Annotated in this window: 18 protein-coding genes; 9 read left to right on the forward strand and 9 right to left on the reverse strand. The window is 66.0% G+C overall.

The annotated features are described in order from the left end of the window. Window positions 1-43: 43 nt before the first annotated feature. From FCE95_RS15390 to FCE95_RS15400, 3 genes are all read right to left on the reverse strand, one after another. Window positions 44-1,165: an acetyltransferase domain-containing protein gene (locus tag FCE95_RS15390; RefSeq protein ID WP_189644798.1), complete on the reverse strand. Its 1,122-nt coding sequence runs from the start codon at window positions 1,163-1,165 to the stop codon at window positions 44-46. Window positions 1,166-1,348: 183 nt separating this feature from the next. Then, on the reverse strand, window positions 1,349-1,882 hold the full coding sequence (locus tag FCE95_RS15395) for a tetratricopeptide repeat protein (protein WP_137267923.1): 534 nt from the start codon (window positions 1,880-1,882) through the stop codon (window positions 1,349-1,351). 86 nt (window positions 1,883-1,968) lie between these two features. Beyond that, on the reverse strand, window positions 1,969-2,319 hold the full coding sequence (locus FCE95_RS15400; protein WP_137267924.1) for an NIPSNAP family protein: 351 nt from the start codon (window positions 2,317-2,319) through the stop codon (window positions 1,969-1,971). 166 nt (window positions 2,320-2,485) lie between these two features. Between FCE95_RS15400 and FCE95_RS15405 the strand changes: the two genes are divergently transcribed. Beyond that, entirely contained in the window at window positions 2,486-3,055 is a 570-nt protein-coding gene (locus tag FCE95_RS15405; protein WP_223266926.1) for a hypothetical protein, read from the forward strand. Between the two features lie 119 nt (window positions 3,056-3,174). On the opposite strand, the gene FCE95_RS15410 is transcribed toward FCE95_RS15405, so the two are convergent. After that, window positions 3,175-4,242 (reverse strand): DUF5694 domain-containing protein, encoded by a 1,068-nt coding sequence (locus FCE95_RS15410; RefSeq protein WP_137267925.1) that lies wholly within the window; start codon window positions 4,240-4,242, stop codon window positions 3,175-3,177. Between the two features lie 176 nt (window positions 4,243-4,418). On the opposite strand from FCE95_RS15410, the gene FCE95_RS15415 reads away from it, so the two are divergent. From FCE95_RS15415 to FCE95_RS15430, 4 genes are all read left to right on the forward strand, one after another. Continuing rightward, on the forward strand, window positions 4,419-5,288 hold the full coding sequence (locus tag FCE95_RS15415) for a class I SAM-dependent RNA methyltransferase (protein ID WP_137267926.1): 870 nt from the start codon (window positions 4,419-4,421) through the stop codon (window positions 5,286-5,288). A gap of 88 nt (window positions 5,289-5,376) precedes the next feature. Next, window positions 5,377-5,985 carry a hypothetical protein gene (locus FCE95_RS15420; RefSeq protein ID WP_137267927.1) on the forward strand — a complete coding sequence of 203 codons (609 nt, stop codon included), beginning with the start codon at window positions 5,377-5,379 and terminating at the stop codon, window positions 5,983-5,985. Continuing rightward, entirely contained in the window at window positions 5,982-6,515 is a 534-nt protein-coding gene (locus FCE95_RS15425; RefSeq protein ID WP_137267928.1) for an SMI1/KNR4 family protein, read from the forward strand. The genes FCE95_RS15420 and FCE95_RS15425 overlap by 4 nt, the downstream gene beginning before the upstream one ends. A gap of 60 nt (window positions 6,516-6,575) precedes the next feature. Further along, window positions 6,576-7,013 carry a hypothetical protein gene (locus FCE95_RS15430; protein ID WP_137267929.1) on the forward strand — a complete coding sequence of 146 codons (438 nt, stop codon included), beginning with the start codon at window positions 6,576-6,578 and terminating at the stop codon, window positions 7,011-7,013. Window positions 7,014-7,048: 35 nt separating this feature from the next. Here FCE95_RS15430 and FCE95_RS15435 read toward each other — a convergent pair whose 3' ends face one another. Together FCE95_RS15435 and FCE95_RS15440 are read right to left on the reverse strand one after the other, a co-directional pair. Beyond that, complete coding sequence (locus FCE95_RS15435; RefSeq protein WP_137267930.1) at window positions 7,049-7,492, reverse strand: SRPBCC family protein; 444 nt, start codon at window positions 7,490-7,492, stop codon at window positions 7,049-7,051. A 39-nt stretch (window positions 7,493-7,531) separates the two neighbouring features. Then, entirely contained in the window at window positions 7,532-8,056 is a 525-nt protein-coding gene (locus tag FCE95_RS15440; RefSeq protein WP_137267931.1) for an SRPBCC family protein, read from the reverse strand. Between the two features lie 308 nt (window positions 8,057-8,364). Here FCE95_RS15440 and FCE95_RS15445 point away from each other — a divergent pair, with 308 nt between their 5' ends. Further along, entirely contained in the window at window positions 8,365-9,609 is a 1,245-nt protein-coding gene (locus tag FCE95_RS15445; RefSeq protein ID WP_137267932.1) for an MFS transporter, read from the forward strand. Window positions 9,610-9,648: 39 nt separating this feature from the next. On the opposite strand, the gene FCE95_RS15450 is transcribed toward FCE95_RS15445, so the two are convergent. From FCE95_RS15450 to FCE95_RS15460, 3 genes are all read right to left on the reverse strand, one after another. Further along, window positions 9,649-10,029: a VOC family protein gene (locus FCE95_RS15450; RefSeq protein ID WP_137267933.1), complete on the reverse strand. Its 381-nt coding sequence runs from the start codon at window positions 10,027-10,029 to the stop codon at window positions 9,649-9,651. Between the two features lie 60 nt (window positions 10,030-10,089). Continuing rightward, complete coding sequence (locus FCE95_RS15455) at window positions 10,090-10,365, reverse strand: helix-turn-helix domain-containing protein (RefSeq protein WP_137267934.1); 276 nt, start codon at window positions 10,363-10,365, stop codon at window positions 10,090-10,092. A gap of 150 nt (window positions 10,366-10,515) precedes the next feature. Continuing rightward, on the reverse strand, window positions 10,516-10,917 hold the full coding sequence (locus FCE95_RS15460; RefSeq protein ID WP_137267935.1) for a VOC family protein: 402 nt from the start codon (window positions 10,915-10,917) through the stop codon (window positions 10,516-10,518). A gap of 276 nt (window positions 10,918-11,193) precedes the next feature. Between FCE95_RS15460 and FCE95_RS15465 the strand changes: the two genes are divergently transcribed. The 3 genes from FCE95_RS15465 (at window position 11,194) to FCE95_RS15475 (ending at window position 13,927) form a co-directional block, all read left to right on the forward strand. Then, window positions 11,194-11,472, forward strand: coding sequence for a hypothetical protein (locus FCE95_RS15465; protein ID WP_137267936.1), 279 nt, complete (start codon window positions 11,194-11,196; stop codon window positions 11,470-11,472). Window positions 11,473-11,917: 445 nt separating this feature from the next. After that, a complete protein-coding gene (locus FCE95_RS15470; RefSeq protein WP_137267937.1) occupies window positions 11,918-12,736 on the forward strand; it encodes an arginase family protein in 819 nt (272 codons plus the stop codon). A gap of 129 nt (window positions 12,737-12,865) precedes the next feature. Beyond that, window positions 12,866-13,927, forward strand: a complete 1,062-nt coding sequence (locus FCE95_RS15475) for an NAD(P)-dependent alcohol dehydrogenase (protein ID WP_137267938.1) — start codon at window positions 12,866-12,868, stop codon at window positions 13,925-13,927. Window positions 13,928-13,939 lie beyond the last annotated feature (12 nt).

Consider the following 13,939-nt stretch of genomic DNA (forward strand, 5'->3'; position numbering starts at 1 on the left):
TCGACGCGGCCCGGGTGCGCGCGACGCGCCCGGGCCGCGGACTTCAGAGCAGACGCAGCAGCAAAGAAGGATGTTTGCGTTTGATCGCGCCGAACCATACGCACATCGGCCAGAGCAGCGCCAGCACCGCCAGCCAGGCGATCAGCACGCCCGCGAGCCCGAATCCATAACCGTTAGGCGGCTGCAGATGCGGCCACACGCCCTGCCAAAACAGATAATCCGTCGGCCAGCCCAGGACGGCCGCAACGGCCAGCGCCGAGCCGTGGATCAGGAACAGGTGGATCGCGTAGAAAAAGAAAGGAACGCGGCCGAAATCGCGCAGCGGCGCCCATGCTCGCGATCCGGCCGAGGAACGACTGGCCGCCCATCCGCAGAACAAGGCCAGCAGGCCGATCGTCAGCGATGAGAACTGCAACGACGGCGGATACTTCCGCACGTTCAAGAAAGACATCAGCATCTTCGAACCCGCGTGCGGCTCCGCGCTGCCGCCGCCGATGCCGAAGACGCGCAACGCGACGAAGATCGAGATCAGCCACAGGCCCGCGACGATCAAACGCGCCGGCACCGGTTCGCCCGCGCGCAACCAGTAGGGCGCGGACGCGTATCCGGCGAACATGAGGGCCGCCCATGGCAGCAACGGATACAGCACCGCTCTCGCGCCGAGCAGCGGAAGATCCGCCACCCCACCATGGAAAAAGAGCGCGCCGAAGCTGTCCGGCACGCGGATCGCGCCTTGCACCGCAGGCAGAAGCAAGAGCAGGGCCAATGTCGTCGGCAGCAACAGCCATTTCGGCAAGAGCCTGGCGGCGGCGAGCAACAGGAAGCTGCCGCCCAATGCCCAGATGACGCCGAACCACATCCAGCCGGGACGGAACGACCAGGCGAATCCGAACACGGCGATTTCCGCGACGATCAGCCAAACGCCGCGAAGCGCGAGAAATCGCGACAGCGCGTAGCGATCCGGGTTCGAACGTTCGCTCAAATAGACGCCCGCTCCGGCGATGAAGAAGAAGCCGGGCGCGCACAAGTGCGTGACCCAGCGCGTCAGGAAATAGCCCCAATCGGTGGCGCCGACGTCCACCGGATCGAATTGCGCCGAGGTGAAGAAGATGCGCACGTGATCCAGCGCCATCAGCGCGACGATCAAACCGCGCGCGATATCCAAAGAGGGATTGCGGAATGCCCCAGGGCCATCCGTTCGGTTCGTGTCCCCGTTCCGCATCGCATTGCCCGCGTCGATGGCGTCGCCCGGCAATCTAGGCGGCGCCGTTCGCTCCGATCAATCCCGCTGCAGCCGGCGGCGGGAACGGCGCAGCGAACGGCACGATGCGGATTTCCCGCGATCCCCTTATTCCTGCGGCTTCACGCCCAGGTAGGCGCCGGCGATGTGCTCGGTCATCCAAGGATCGCGGTCCTCCAGCGCCAGCGCGCGGTCGAACAGGCGCTCGGCGGCCGCGCGATCGCCCTGCAGCAGGTAGTACGCGCCCACTTCCGCGAAACCCTTGGCGTCTTTCGGGTTGTCGGCGAGGAAGCGGTCGAACAGCGGCTTGGCTTTATCCCAGTCGCCGGCTTCGGCATACACGCGGGCGATGCGGTAAACGTCGCTGTCTTCGTGCTTGCCGGCGATGAGACGGTCGAAGATCTCCTGGCCCTGGGCTTTGAAACCGCCGAGGTAATAGACCCGGCCCGCGCCGATCAACTCCCAACTGCCGTTCTTGCCGGATTGCGCTTGCGCGATGTCCAGCAGCGCTTTGGCGGCGTCCTGCGGCGACTTGCCGCGGTAGACATCGGGCGTGGGACGCAGTGCTTGCGCGCCGTAACCCACGCCGACGCCGGCGACGAACAAGATCGCGGCGGCCGCCGCGGCGATGCGAAGCTTCATGACGGACTCCCCCTGTGAAGTGCGAACGTGCCCGCTTGCTGCGGCGGGCCGCGGGTAAGTCTAGCCGAGACGACCGCGAGCCCGGGCTATTTCGTTCTCAGCGTATCGACCGCCTCGGCGGGCATCCAAAGCAGCGTGTTGAGATAGGTGTCGATGCAGTCGATGAGCGCTTGCCTAGGCCCTTCGCGCCACGCCGCCGAACCGTAGAAAGCGTTCTGCTGCGATTCCAGATCGCCCCGGTCCCGGTAAGCGCGGATGAGGAACCGGGTTTCGCGTTCGTGGTCCGAACGTCCGTGCGCCACGACGTCCATGCCTACGGCGCGCAGCATCGGGATGGCTTCCTCGGCCATGACGCGATCGAATTGCGCGTGCATGCCGTCCTTGAGCAGATAAGTGCGCACTTCGAGCAGGCGATCGGGCGCGGCAGGTGTGTTCATGTTCGAAATTCCTCGCGCCGAATGCGGCCGCAACGATTATGGCGAGCCGGCGCAGACGCGACAATCGCTTGCAGGCTCGGGACTTCTTCCCCGCTTCACATAAGGTCCATTACCTATTCACCGGCGGCGCGGAGGCTAGTGCCATTGAGGAACCGGAGATTGAGCCATGGCAGCGAATATGCGGAACCCGAGCGGGCGGCGCGGCAATCCCTGGAGCTTGGCGATTTGGAGCTTCGCGGGCGGCCTATTGCTGCTGCCGCTGGTGGCGATGCAGTTCACCGACGAGATGAATTGGACCGCTTCGGACTTCGCCGTCTTCGGCGCCATGCTGGCCGTCGCCTGCGGCGCTTACGAATTCGCCGCGCGGATGTCGGGCAGCGTCGCGTATCGCGCCGGGGCGGGTTTGGCGATCGTGGCGGGCTTCGTGTTGGTCTGGGTCGACCTGGCCGTCGGCATCATCGAAGAAACGACGCATCCGGCCAACGCCATGTTCGCCGGCGTGCTCGCCGTGGGCGTCCTCGGCGCGCTCATCGCGCGCTTCAGGCCGCAAGGCATGGCGCGGGCGCTGGTCGCGACCGCGATCGCGCAAACCCTGGCCGGCGCGATCGGCCTGATCTTCTTCCGCGGGGAGGGGATGAACCATGGCGCGGCGTTGACGGTACTGACCGGGCTGCTCGTCGCGATGTGGCTCGTTTCGGCCTGGCTCTTCCGCAGGTCGGCGCGAACGACACCTTGAGAGCATCCGATTTTTAGTAGAGCCGAGCCTGCTCGACTGCTTTTTCCTTCGAACGCGATCGTCTTTTGCGAGAAAAGCAGTCGAGCAGGCTCGACTCTACAATCCCGGTCACGCGCGGATCATTTCAACACCCGCTCCGCATCGACGATCTCCACGCCCTGCATCTGTCCTAGCCAGGCATCGAACCAAGGCTTGTGCGAAGAGCCGACGATGGACAAGACCCGCACGCCGGGCCGCTCGCGGAACGTCTGGCGGATGTTGGCCACCATGCGCAGATTGCGGATTTCCCATCCGGCGGCCCAGATCTGCGGATAGTGCTGCGCCGATGCCGCGCGCATCGTGGCGCCGACGTTGACCTCGGCGCGAAGGCGCAGGTTGTCGGGGCGGTTGAGGAAGCGGTACAGCGGCAGCAGATCGCGTTCTTGCGCCAGTTTTTCTTCCTGCGCTTCGGCCCGGTCGAGTTCGGCCCGGCCCGCCTTCCATGCCTGTTCGACCGCCTGGCCGAAAGCCTTCGTTTCCGCCTCGGCGATCTGGATATTGTCGCCGGTGTGGTCGTCGACGGAATGCACGCGCTGCAGGCCCAGACGCGCGGCGAGGCGTGCGCCGATTTGGTAGTTCTCGTTGTTGCGCGTGGCGATCTGCTCGAGCATCGCCACCAGCGCCGCGTCCAGGCCGTCGCCGGCGCGGCGCTCCGCCGCAGGCAATTGCAGCCACTGCACGTAGGCCGAGGCGCGTTCGTTGGCCGCCAGGAACAGCGCCGCCAAACGGCGCCGCTGCGCCGGCTCGGGCCGTGCGGGCCAGGCCGCGAGCGTCTTGTTCGTTTCGGCGATGGCGGCGGGCACGTCCAGGCCGGTCGCCGCTTTGGCCGCGGTCGTGTCCGCGCAGTAATCCGCGCCGTACACGCTGGGGTGGCGCGCGGCGAGATCGCACTGCTCGCCGGAGATCGCTTCGATGGTGACGATCTGCGGCTTGAACGCGGCCAACCGGTCCAGCAAGGCGTCCAACGATTCGGGCTTGAAGGTCTTGGGCATCTGGCTGAGATGCGTCGTGCCCAGCACCAGCACCTGCGTGCGCGGGCCGGCCATATCGCGGTCGAGCGCGGTCAGGTCGATTTGCGCCTGTGCCGCGGCCGGAAGCATCGATGCCAGCGCCAGCCCGCGTATCCATTCAGTCCGTCGTACGTTCATGCATGCTCCGGTGAAGTCGGCATTGAGTAATCGCATCTTGCAAAGGGCCGCGACGCGCGGCCCGTGCCTTTGGGCAGGGCGCGCATCGGCGCATCCATCGCGGATGCGCTCGCCGTTCGCCGATGGGGTAGATTGGCGGCGCGTTTGCGCGGACGGATAACGGAACAGAGCGAAGAATGGAAGCATTGCGCGCCTTGATCGATCGGTTGGAACAGGATCTTTCGTTGCAGCAGCCGGAGCGGTTGCGCGAGCGCATCGATGCTTTGGACCGTTTAGAACGCTATCTCGGGTCGCCGGCAAACTCCGGCGCCGACTCCGTCTTGGATGCGCGATTGCGCAGCAGGGTTGAAAGCCTCTGCGCCGGCTTGGAAGCGGCCAACCAGCGGCTCTACGCGGCGATCCGCCATGAGATACGGCGCGACGCGGGGGCGGCGGCGATGCAAGCGTGGGCGCCTGCGTTCGAGCGTACGCCAGAAACCGATGGCGACGGCTACGATTACCTCGATGCGCTGCTCACCGGCGTCCTGCAGCTGGAAGAACCCGCATCCGAGCCCGCCGAGCTGAGCGCGGACATGGTGTTCTACCAACCCACGCCGGCGCGGCGCATCTTCGAGCTGATCGCCCGCGCCGGGCTCGCCGAACACGACGTGCTGATCGATCTCGGCTCCGGCCTGGGGCATGTGTCCTTGCTCGCCGCCATCTGCACCGGAGCCCGTTGCGTCGGCATAGAACTCGAAGCGGCTTACGTCGATTGCGCGGCGCGGTGCGCGAACGCGCTGGGCTTGGCCAATGCCAGCTTCGTCCGGCAAGACGCGCGGGAAGCCGATCTGTCGACGGGAACGGTGTTCTATCTGTACACGCCGTTCACCGGCGCGATGCTCGACGAGATGTTGGCGCGGTTGCGGCGCGAGGCGGATACGCGCGAGATCCGCATCGCGACGCTCGGGCCTTGCACGCCGATGGTGGCCCGCGAACCGTGGTTGCGGAGCGTCGATACGCCCAAAGCCGACAGGCTCGTTTTGTTCCGCAGCCGCGCCCTGGCATAGCCGTGGTTTGCGACGCCAAACGCAGTATCCGCGTCGCCGCTAGGCTAAGGTGCCGCGCACTCTCGCCGCCGGGCCAAGGACCGAACCCATGACTGCCTTATCGTCCGCCGAACTCGCCTGGTACGCCACCGGCCGTTTCTACGAGGCCGAAGACGGATCGCTGGCCGACTACGGCTATTTCCTGCACCTGCCTTTCGCCGAGGCGTCTTTGTTCGATGGCGCGATCATGGGCGAAACAACGGCGCATTTCACTTTCGCCGCGAAGCCTTTCCAGGCGAAGGCGGTCGTCAACGGCGCGCTCAAGCTCGGGCTGGATCCGGTCGGCGAATTCTCGCTCTACTTGCAGCGGCGGCCGGCCGGCGATTTCGGCGATCCGGCCTCGTTCGCGCAGGGCGAATGCATCGCCACGTTTCGGCGCGCGAGCCTAGCGGTAGGCACGACGGTGGCCGCGAATCTCGCCTTGAACGGTGCAAGCGTTTCGCTGCCGTTGGTCGGAGCCAATGTGTTCACCGCGCACCTGATCGCAAGCGTACCGTTCGAATTCGGCGGCCGGCGCTACGATTTGGAGGAAAGCGTCGGACGCGGCGTCACCCAATTCGGCACCGCGGCCGCGGCCGCGATTGCGCCGCCGCCCGGGTATCGCACGGTGCTGCCGTTCACCGGATCGGCCATCGCCCTAGGTAGCGGTGCGACATGAGCGGGATTTTCGACGACCTGGACCTCTCCGCGTTTTGGGACGAGCACGAATTCTACGCCCGCGAATACACGGACGATCCGCTGACGCCGGACAAGATCGCCTTCGTCGAACGCACGCTCGGCTACAAGCTGCCGGCCGCGTACGTCGAATTGATGGGCCGGCGCAACGGCGGCGCGCCGGTCGCCCGCTGCCACCGCACCGCAGTGCCCACCTCCTGGGCGCCGGACCACGTGGCCATGACGGCCTTCCTGTCGATCGGCGCGGACAAGCCGTACTCGCTTTGCGGCGCGCTGGGCAGCCGCTTCATGATGGAAGAGTGGGGCTACCCGCCGATCGGCGTCTATTTCGCCGATTGTCCTTCCGCCGGCCACGACATGCTTTGCTTCGATTACCGCGCTTGCGGCCCGCACGGCGAGCCGCGCGTGGTGCACGTCGATCAGGAGCGCGATTACGCCGTCACCGAAGTCGCCGCCAATTTCGAGGCCTTCGTGCGCGGTCTGCAGCCGGACGAGGCTTTCGACGAAGCCTGATTCGCCGGCGCAGGATCGTTTTATGATGGGCGGGCGCAGGATTGCGCTCAGGGGACTGACATGAATCTCGGGAAGCTGCTGGCCTTGCTGGCCGTGGTCGGATTGGCGATGGCCGGCGTTGTGGCCTGGGATGTGATGAAACCGAAGAGCTCGGCGCAAGGCGCCGAGGCCGGCGATCGCGTGTCCTCGTCCAGCACCTTCGCCGAGATACCGCTGCCCGACGGCGTGCCGGCGCGGGGCGTGGTCGTTTTTACGCCCGAGAATTGCCCATCCGAAGCCGCCCAGCGCGCGCGCCGTTTGATGGGCCGCCTGTCCGACCACAACGTGCCGTACAGCCAAACCAGCCATGCGGAATTCAGCAATCTGACGTCACAGGAACAAGCCGACCGCGTGACCGAGGTGATGAACGGCCCGATTCCGATCGTCTACGTCAACGGCCGCGCCAAAGCGAATCCGACGCCGGAAGAAGTGATCGCCGAATACGGACGCGGCGGATAAGCCGCGTCCGTTTGCGTAGCGTCGGACCTGGGCCCTCAGTTCCAATTGTCGATCTTGGCGTCGTCCGGATAGGGCGAACCCGCGCCGGTTTCGGCCAGCGACTTCAGGCTCAGCAGGAACACCGCCCACTTGGTGCTGCAGTGGTGCATGAACTCCACCGGCTCCTTCCAGCCTTCATGCTTGAACAGGACGATGGCGTAGCCGTCTTCCTGCTTCAGGTCCCACACGATCTTCGTGCCGATCCATTCCTGCGGGCCGTCGGTCACCCGCCACAGCACGCGCTGGCCGGGTTCGGCTTCGAGCACCTCGATGTCGAAGAAGCCGCGGTCGCCGAATTGGAAATGCAGTTTGCCGCCGGGTTCGGCGCTGCCGCGCGTATCGTCCGTCCACCAGCCGGCGAGGCCTTCGCGGGTAGCGATCGCTCGGAAGACTTCGTTCGGCGAAGCTTGGATGCCGACGCGGTGCAGGATATCGACCATCGGAATTTCTCCTTGTGGGTATTCGTGTTTGCTCGGATTTCAGGCCGGAAGACGTTCGTCGTAATCGCGATGCAGGCGGCTCCAGCCGTCCCAGAACGGGGCCGGCGCGCCGCCGTTCGCACGCGCGACCAGGATGTCCAGGTGCATATGCCAGCCGGCGGCGACTTCCAATAGGGTGTCGCGATCGGGCAGCTGGCGATGGACGATGGTGAGCAGCACCTGCTTGCCGCGGGGCTCCAGTTCGAAAGACACGTCGCCGCTGCCTTGCCAGGCGATGACCAGCTTGCGCGGCGGATCGGCTTCGACGACATGGCTGCGCATGCGCATTTCTTCGTCGTAGCCGTCGGGCCGGGGGCCGGGCTTATCGCTGAGCTCGTCGTTGCGCCAGACGAATTCGAACGGCGCGCCGGGTTCCAGGCGCATGTCGCCGGCGGCCAGCCATTGCCGGCGCAGGTCGCTGTCGGTGAGGTAGGCCCACACGCGTTCGACGGGGCCGGGCAGCAAGCGTTGGATCTTCAGCGTAGTCGGTTCGGTCAATACGCCGTAAGCGTCGGATGCGGTCATGGGATTACTCCTTTGCGGGCGGGAATCTTGGCAGGCGTCGTCGATGCGCAGGAGCAGCTCCAGGGCGTCCAAGCGTCGAATCCACCAGCGGCGATGAAATTCAACCATGGAGTTGAATATACGTACTGGCTCCGGTAAAGTCAACTTATTGGTTGAATGAATTCCGGGCGGGTTCGGGGGCCAATCGCCCCATCGGCGCTGCCCGGGGCGGAGCCAAAGGCGATCGATCGCCGAAAAAACCGATTTGCGCGCGCGCCGCGGTCGATTTCGCGGACGGCGGGCCGACTAGGATCAAACGGAGGATTTCCATGAACCCGATTTCGAACCCTTCCTCACCGCAACTCGACCGCAACTGGGGCTTGGTCGCCGCGGGCGCGGTGCTGGGCTGCGTCGCCGTCGGCACGGTGTTCGCGCTCGCCGTGCTGCTGCAACCGATGAGCACCGCCACCGGCTGGTCGCGCGCCGGATTGTCCAGCGCGATGACCTTGGCCTTTCTCGCTTTGGGCTTCGCCGGCTTCGGTTGGGGAATGCTGAGCGACCGCTACGGCCCGCGCGTATGCGTGCTGGCCGGATCGGTGCTGCTGGGCTTGGCATGCGTACTGGCCAGCCGCGCCGATAGCCTGCTGCAGTTCCAGCTCAGCTACGGTGTGCTGTTGGGCGCGGCGGCGGCGAGCTTCTTCGCACCGGTGATCGCGGCGACCGCTTCTTCGTTCGAGCGGCGCCGCAATCTGGCGATTTCGTTGGTGTCGGCGGGCGTGGGCGTGGCGCCGATGACGCTGTCGCCGCTGGTGGCCTGGCTGATCACGCATTACGACTGGCGCCAAACTTTGTTGATCGTCGGCGTGCTGGCGTGGGCGCTGACCTTGCCCGCGGTGTGGTTCGTGCGCGCCGCGCCCGCGGCTTCGGCGGCGGGCGCGGGCGAAAGCGCAGGCGCGAACGGCCTGTCCGCCGCTCAAGCGTTGCGCTCCAAACCCTTCATCGTGCTGGCGCTGGCTTATTTCGCCTGCTGCGCCGCGCACTCCGGGCCGATCTTCCATACCGTCAGCTACGCGGTCGGTTGCGGCCTGTCGATGACGGCGGCGGTCACCATCTACAGCATGGAAGGCGCGGCGGGTTTGGGCGGACGCCTGTTGTTCGGCGTGCTGGCCGACAAGCTGGGCGCCAAGATCGTATTGGTGGCGGGGCTGTTCGTGCAGGCGTTCGCGGCGGTGACCTACCTGAGCGTGAACCAGCTCGAGGGGTTTTACGCGGTCGCCATCGTATTCGGCATGGCCTACGGCGGCACCATGCCCTTGTACGCCTCGCTCGCGCGCGAAGCGTTCCCGCCGCGCATCCTCGGCACCGTGCTGGGCGCCGCGACGATGCTGTCGAGCTTGGGCATGGCGTTCGGTCCGCTGATCGGCGGTTGGTTGTTCGACCGCTTCGGCAGCTATACCTGGCTGTACATCGGTTCGATGATGGTCGGCCTGGCGGCGGCTTGCATCGCGATGTTCTTCCCGTCCGCGCGCAAGCCGAAAGGCGAAGGCCCGCGGCCCGTGCCGCAACCTGCGTGAGCGGAACGCGCTCCGGGTCGTTACGCGCGGCCCGGGGCGCTACGGCGATGCGCGCAGCGGTTCGCCGAAATAGAGCGTATGCCCTTGATCGTCCTCGACGACGAACTCGCGCGTCGCCCAGGGCGTTTCGTGCACGTCCTCGACGATGTCCACGCCGCGCCGCGCGAAGGCGGCGGCCAGCGCGGCGGCGTCGTCGGTTTGCAGGTAAAGGTGGAAATGCCCGGCATCGCGCACGTAGGCGACGGACGGGTCCGCTTCGTCCGTATGCTTCAGGTGGAACGTTCCGCCGCCGGTATCGATGCCGGCATAGAAATCTTGGTGGCGGAACGCGAGCGTCATGCCCAATCGCTGCGTGTAGAAATGGATCGAGCCTTCCAGGTCCGTGGTGCGCAGCTGCGCGACGGTGGCGGTTATCTTCATGGACGCTCCCAGGCGGATTCCGGGCGGGCCAGTATCCCGCGGCCGGCGTCCGCAGGATAGTCAGGAAAGCCCGCTGCTCGCCGCTTCGTTTTCCGGCGCCGCGGAATCGGCCGCGATCAGATCGGCGTCCTGCAAGATTTCCCAGACCCGGATTTCCAACCCGTCGCAGACCCGCTGCAGCGTGTCGATCTGCAAATTCTTTTCGCCGCGTTCGATCGCGCTGTAGTAAGCGCGATGCATGCCGATCCGGGCGGCGAAACGTTCCTGGCTGTAGCCTGCGTTGTGGCGCCGCGACCTGATCGCGACGCCGAGCCGTTGCATGAGGGGTGAAGTCATCCGCCCACAATAGGATGACGTCGTTCGCGGCTCTACAGAGCTATAGATAGTCTACTTATAAGCGTTCTGCCTACGGCGATGCCGCCGGATGGCGCGGCCGCGGATACGTCTTGAAATTTGCGACGCCGAACCCGGGCGATACGCGGACGCCTACGGTCCGGCGACGATGGTGACCGCATCCGCCGAACGCCGCCCCGGACCATGGTGCACCGCTTCGATGTTGTTGCCGTCCGGATCCAACAGGAAGGCGGCGTAGTAGCCGGGATGGTAGCGGCGCTCGCCCGGCGCGCCGTTGTCGCGGCCGCCGGCGGCCAGGCCGGCGCGATGGAAACGGTCCACCGTTTCCCGGTCCGGCGCTTGGAACGCGAAATGGACGCGGCTGGGCTGCTCGCCGTGGTCGACCCATAATTCGTCGGCGAAGAAATGGCCTTCGCCTTCGGTCAACGGAATGCCCAACACCTCCAGCACGGCCGCGTAGAAGCGCTTGCTGGCGTCCAGGTCTTGAGCGCGCAGGTGCAAGTGGTCGATCAACCGGCCGCGTTTGAGTTCCATGGCGATGGCTCGCGAGGGGGAGAGGCGGGCGATTGTCCGCGAACGGTTGTTTACGCCGTGTCGGTGCGGCGGGCGATCCCCCTCTATCATGCGGACGTCCTAGCCGGAGCCCCGCATGACCGCACTCCTGTACTTCTTGCTGGGCATCGCCATCGTGGCGCTGACGGTTTGGACGACGCTGGATGGCCGCAAGCGGGTCAAGCGGGCTCTGGACGATAGTTTCGATGCGCAGCGTTTCCCTACGCCCGCCGGCACGGTGACGGGGGAGCCCTGCGCGTGGTCAAGATCGCGCGCGATTCGATGCCCTTCGCCTACGACGACGTATGGCAGTTGGGGCCCGATCCCGTGCCATCGACATCCTTCTGGTACTGCGTCGGGCCCGGGCCGTCCTATTTTCTGGCCATGCCGCTGCTGACCACGCGCTTCGGCGGCGCTTCGGTGAAGTGGGTCATCCGATCCTTGTCCGAGGACCGCATGCGCGCCGTGCTGCAGAGCGATGAGGAAGCTCTGCGGGCAGCGTTCGGCATTGGGGTGGACGACCCGACCCGCGTTTGATCCGGCATGCGGTCGCTGCGCCTGCTGCGCGGCTGCGATCGCGATGCGCGTTGGTCTGCGCTCAACTCCGACGCGCCGGCAAGATGTCGGCGCTGGCGCCGGCGGCGCGCTTTTGTTCGATCATCGCCGCGCTTTTAGGTGCTGGCGAAATCCAGGCCGATGAACGCCAACGTCGCCTCCCCGCAGAGCGCGTAGATCAGGCTGGCGACGAAGCTGATGCCCAAGCCCAGGCCGAACCGGCCAGGAGCGGATCATGCCGGCCAGGGCGACGTCGCAGACCAAGATCGAAAACGTCGTGCTATAGCCTGTCTAGGCGGAAATTTTTTGCGTGCGCGGACCGCGCGCGCAAAAATCATCCGGATTGCCGGCGATGTGTTGACAGCCTGTTTTAAGCGAGTAGAACGGCTGGCCTCGGCGCGCGGCGCCATCGCTTCGAGGCGCGACGATGACGGCGATCTCCTTGCTCGGCATCCCCAACGACGACAACTCGTCCCATCTGCGCGGTCCGGCCGAAGCGCCGGCGCCGATCCGGCGCGAGTTGTTTTCGGACGCGTACAGCAGCTGGAGCGAAACCGGCGTCGATCTCGAAGGCCGGATCCTGGATCGCGGCGACATCGTTTTCGACGGTGCCGCCGATCCCTGGGACCTCATCGAGCGAAACGTGGCGCGCGCTTTGGACGCCGGGCATCCGCTGATCTGCCTGGGCGGCGACCATGCCATCACCCATCCGGTGATGCGCAGCGTGCGTCCGCGCCAACCGCGGCTGACCATCCTGCACATCGACGCGCATCCGGACATCTACCACGCCTATCAAGGCAATCCGCGTTCGCACACCTCGCCGTTCGCGCGGATCATGGAGGAGGGCCTGGCCGATCGCTTGATCCAAGTCGGCCTGCGCACCGTCAACGACCACCACCGCGAACAGTTCGCGCGGTTCGGCGTGGAAACGATCCCCGCCGGCCGCTTCGCCGATGCGCTCGCGCTGGAGATCGATACGCCGATCTATCTGTCGATGGACATGGACGCGCTGGACCCCGCATTCGCGCCCGGCGTGTCGCACCGCGAGCCGGGCGGATTGTCGCCGCGCCAGGTAATCGAATTGCTGCATACGCTGCGGGCGCCGATCGTCGCCGCCGACATCGTCGAATACAACCCGCGCCGCGACATCGACGGGATGACCGCGACGGTCGCCGCCAAGCTGCTCAAGGAGATCGGCGGGATGATGGCGAAGAACGCGGCCCGCCCGGAAGCGGCGCTTGCCTGATCCTCCACGAGCGGAGCGCAAGACCGCCGGATCGTGCATTGCGGGACCGGACGGGACGCCGCATCCTCTCCGCACCCGTCCCCGCCGCGCGGCGCCATGCCGCCGCCGGCCCGCAACCAGGAACCCCCCATGTCCCTCGCCCACGGTTACGCCGCGCAAGACGCGCATTCCCCGCTGGTTCCCTTCGCTTTCGAACGCCGCAGCCCGGGTCCGAACGACATCCGGGTCGAAATCCTGTACAGCGGCATCTGCCATTCCGATTTGCACCAATCGCGCGACGATTGGGGCGGCGCGTTGTTCCCGATGGTGCCGGGGCACGAGATCGTAGGCCGCGTGGCCGAGGTCGGCGCCGATGTGAAGAAGTTCAAAGTCGGCGATATCGCCGGCATCGGCTGCATGGTCGATTCGTGCCGGCATTGCGACAACTGCAAGGCCGATCTCGAACAGTATTGCTTCGAAGGCGCGACCTGGACCTACAACGCCAAAGAGCGCGGCGGCGAACGGCTGACGTTCGGCGGCTATTCCGACCACATCGTCGTCGACGAGCGTTTCGCGGTGAAGATTTCGCCCAAGCTCGACTTGAAGGCCGTGGCGCCCTTGCTGTGCGCCGGCATCACCACCTATTCGCCGCTGCGGCATTGGCAAGTGGGTCCCGGCCAAAAGGTCGGCGTGATCGGCTTGGGCGGCTTGGGCCACATGGGCGTCAAATTCGCCAAGGCGATGGGCGCGCACGTGGTGATGATCACCACCACGCCGGAGAAAGGCGCGGACGCCAAGCGTTTGGGCGCCGACGAGGTGCTGGTGTCGCGCGACGCGGACGCGATGGGCGCGCACGCGGGCAGCTTCGATTTCCTGCTCAACACCATTCCGGTCGGCCACGACGTGAATCCCTACGCCGCCTTGCTCAAGCGCGACGCGACGATGGTGCTGGTCGGCGCGCTGACCGAATTGGAGCCGCCGCTGCGCGGCGTCAACCTGATGTTCGGCCGCAAGCGCATTTCCGGCTCCGCGATCGGCGGCATGGCCGAAACCCAGGAGATGATGGATTTTTGCGCCGAGCACGGCATCGTCAGCGACATCGAGACGATCGCCATCCAAGACGTCAACCAAGCTTACGAGCGCATGCTGAAGAACGACGTGCGCTATCGCTTCGTCATCGATATGGCGACTTTGGAACGCGCGCCGGCTTGATCGCGGCGCGAA

Source organism: Luteimonas gilva, from assembly GCF_005239095.1.
In the GTDB taxonomy this organism is placed as follows: Bacteria; Pseudomonadota; Gammaproteobacteria; order Xanthomonadales; family Xanthomonadaceae; genus Luteimonas_C; species Luteimonas_C gilva.

Coding starts and splice junctions, on each gene's coding strand:
- FCE95_RS15395 (WP_137267923.1), bottom strand. CDS start 1,882: ATGAAGCTTCGCATCGCCGCGGCGGCCGCCGCGATCTTGTTCGTCGCC.
- FCE95_RS15400 (WP_137267924.1), bottom strand. CDS start 2,319: ATGAACACACCTGCCGCGCCCGATCGCCTGCTCGAAGTGCGCACTTAT.
- FCE95_RS15405 (WP_223266926.1), top strand. CDS start 2,486: ATGGCAGCGAATATGCGGAACCCGAGCGGGCGGCGCGGCAATCCCTGG.
- FCE95_RS15410 (WP_137267925.1), bottom strand. CDS start 4,242: ATGAACGTACGACGGACTGAATGGATACGCGGGCTGGCGCTGGCATCG.
- FCE95_RS15415 (WP_137267926.1), top strand. CDS start 4,419: ATGGAAGCATTGCGCGCCTTGATCGATCGGTTGGAACAGGATCTTTCG.
- FCE95_RS15420 (WP_137267927.1), top strand. CDS start 5,377: ATGACTGCCTTATCGTCCGCCGAACTCGCCTGGTACGCCACCGGCCGT.
- FCE95_RS15425 (WP_137267928.1), top strand. CDS start 5,982: ATGAGCGGGATTTTCGACGACCTGGACCTCTCCGCGTTTTGGGACGAG.
- FCE95_RS15430 (WP_137267929.1), top strand. CDS start 6,576: ATGAATCTCGGGAAGCTGCTGGCCTTGCTGGCCGTGGTCGGATTGGCG.
- FCE95_RS15435 (WP_137267930.1), bottom strand. CDS start 7,492: ATGGTCGATATCCTGCACCGCGTCGGCATCCAAGCTTCGCCGAACGAA.
- FCE95_RS15440 (WP_137267931.1), bottom strand. CDS start 8,056: ATGACCGCATCCGACGCTTACGGCGTATTGACCGAACCGACTACGCTG.
- FCE95_RS15445 (WP_137267932.1), top strand. CDS start 8,365: ATGAACCCGATTTCGAACCCTTCCTCACCGCAACTCGACCGCAACTGG.
- FCE95_RS15450 (WP_137267933.1), bottom strand. CDS start 10,029: ATGAAGATAACCGCCACCGTCGCGCAGCTGCGCACCACGGACCTGGAA.
- FCE95_RS15455 (WP_137267934.1), bottom strand. CDS start 10,365: ATGACTTCACCCCTCATGCAACGGCTCGGCGTCGCGATCAGGTCGCGG.
- FCE95_RS15460 (WP_137267935.1), bottom strand. CDS start 10,917: ATGGAACTCAAACGCGGCCGGTTGATCGACCACTTGCACCTGCGCGCT.
- FCE95_RS15470 (WP_137267937.1), top strand. CDS start 11,918: ATGACGGCGATCTCCTTGCTCGGCATCCCCAACGACGACAACTCGTCC.
- FCE95_RS15475 (WP_137267938.1), top strand. CDS start 12,866: ATGTCCCTCGCCCACGGTTACGCCGCGCAAGACGCGCATTCCCCGCTG.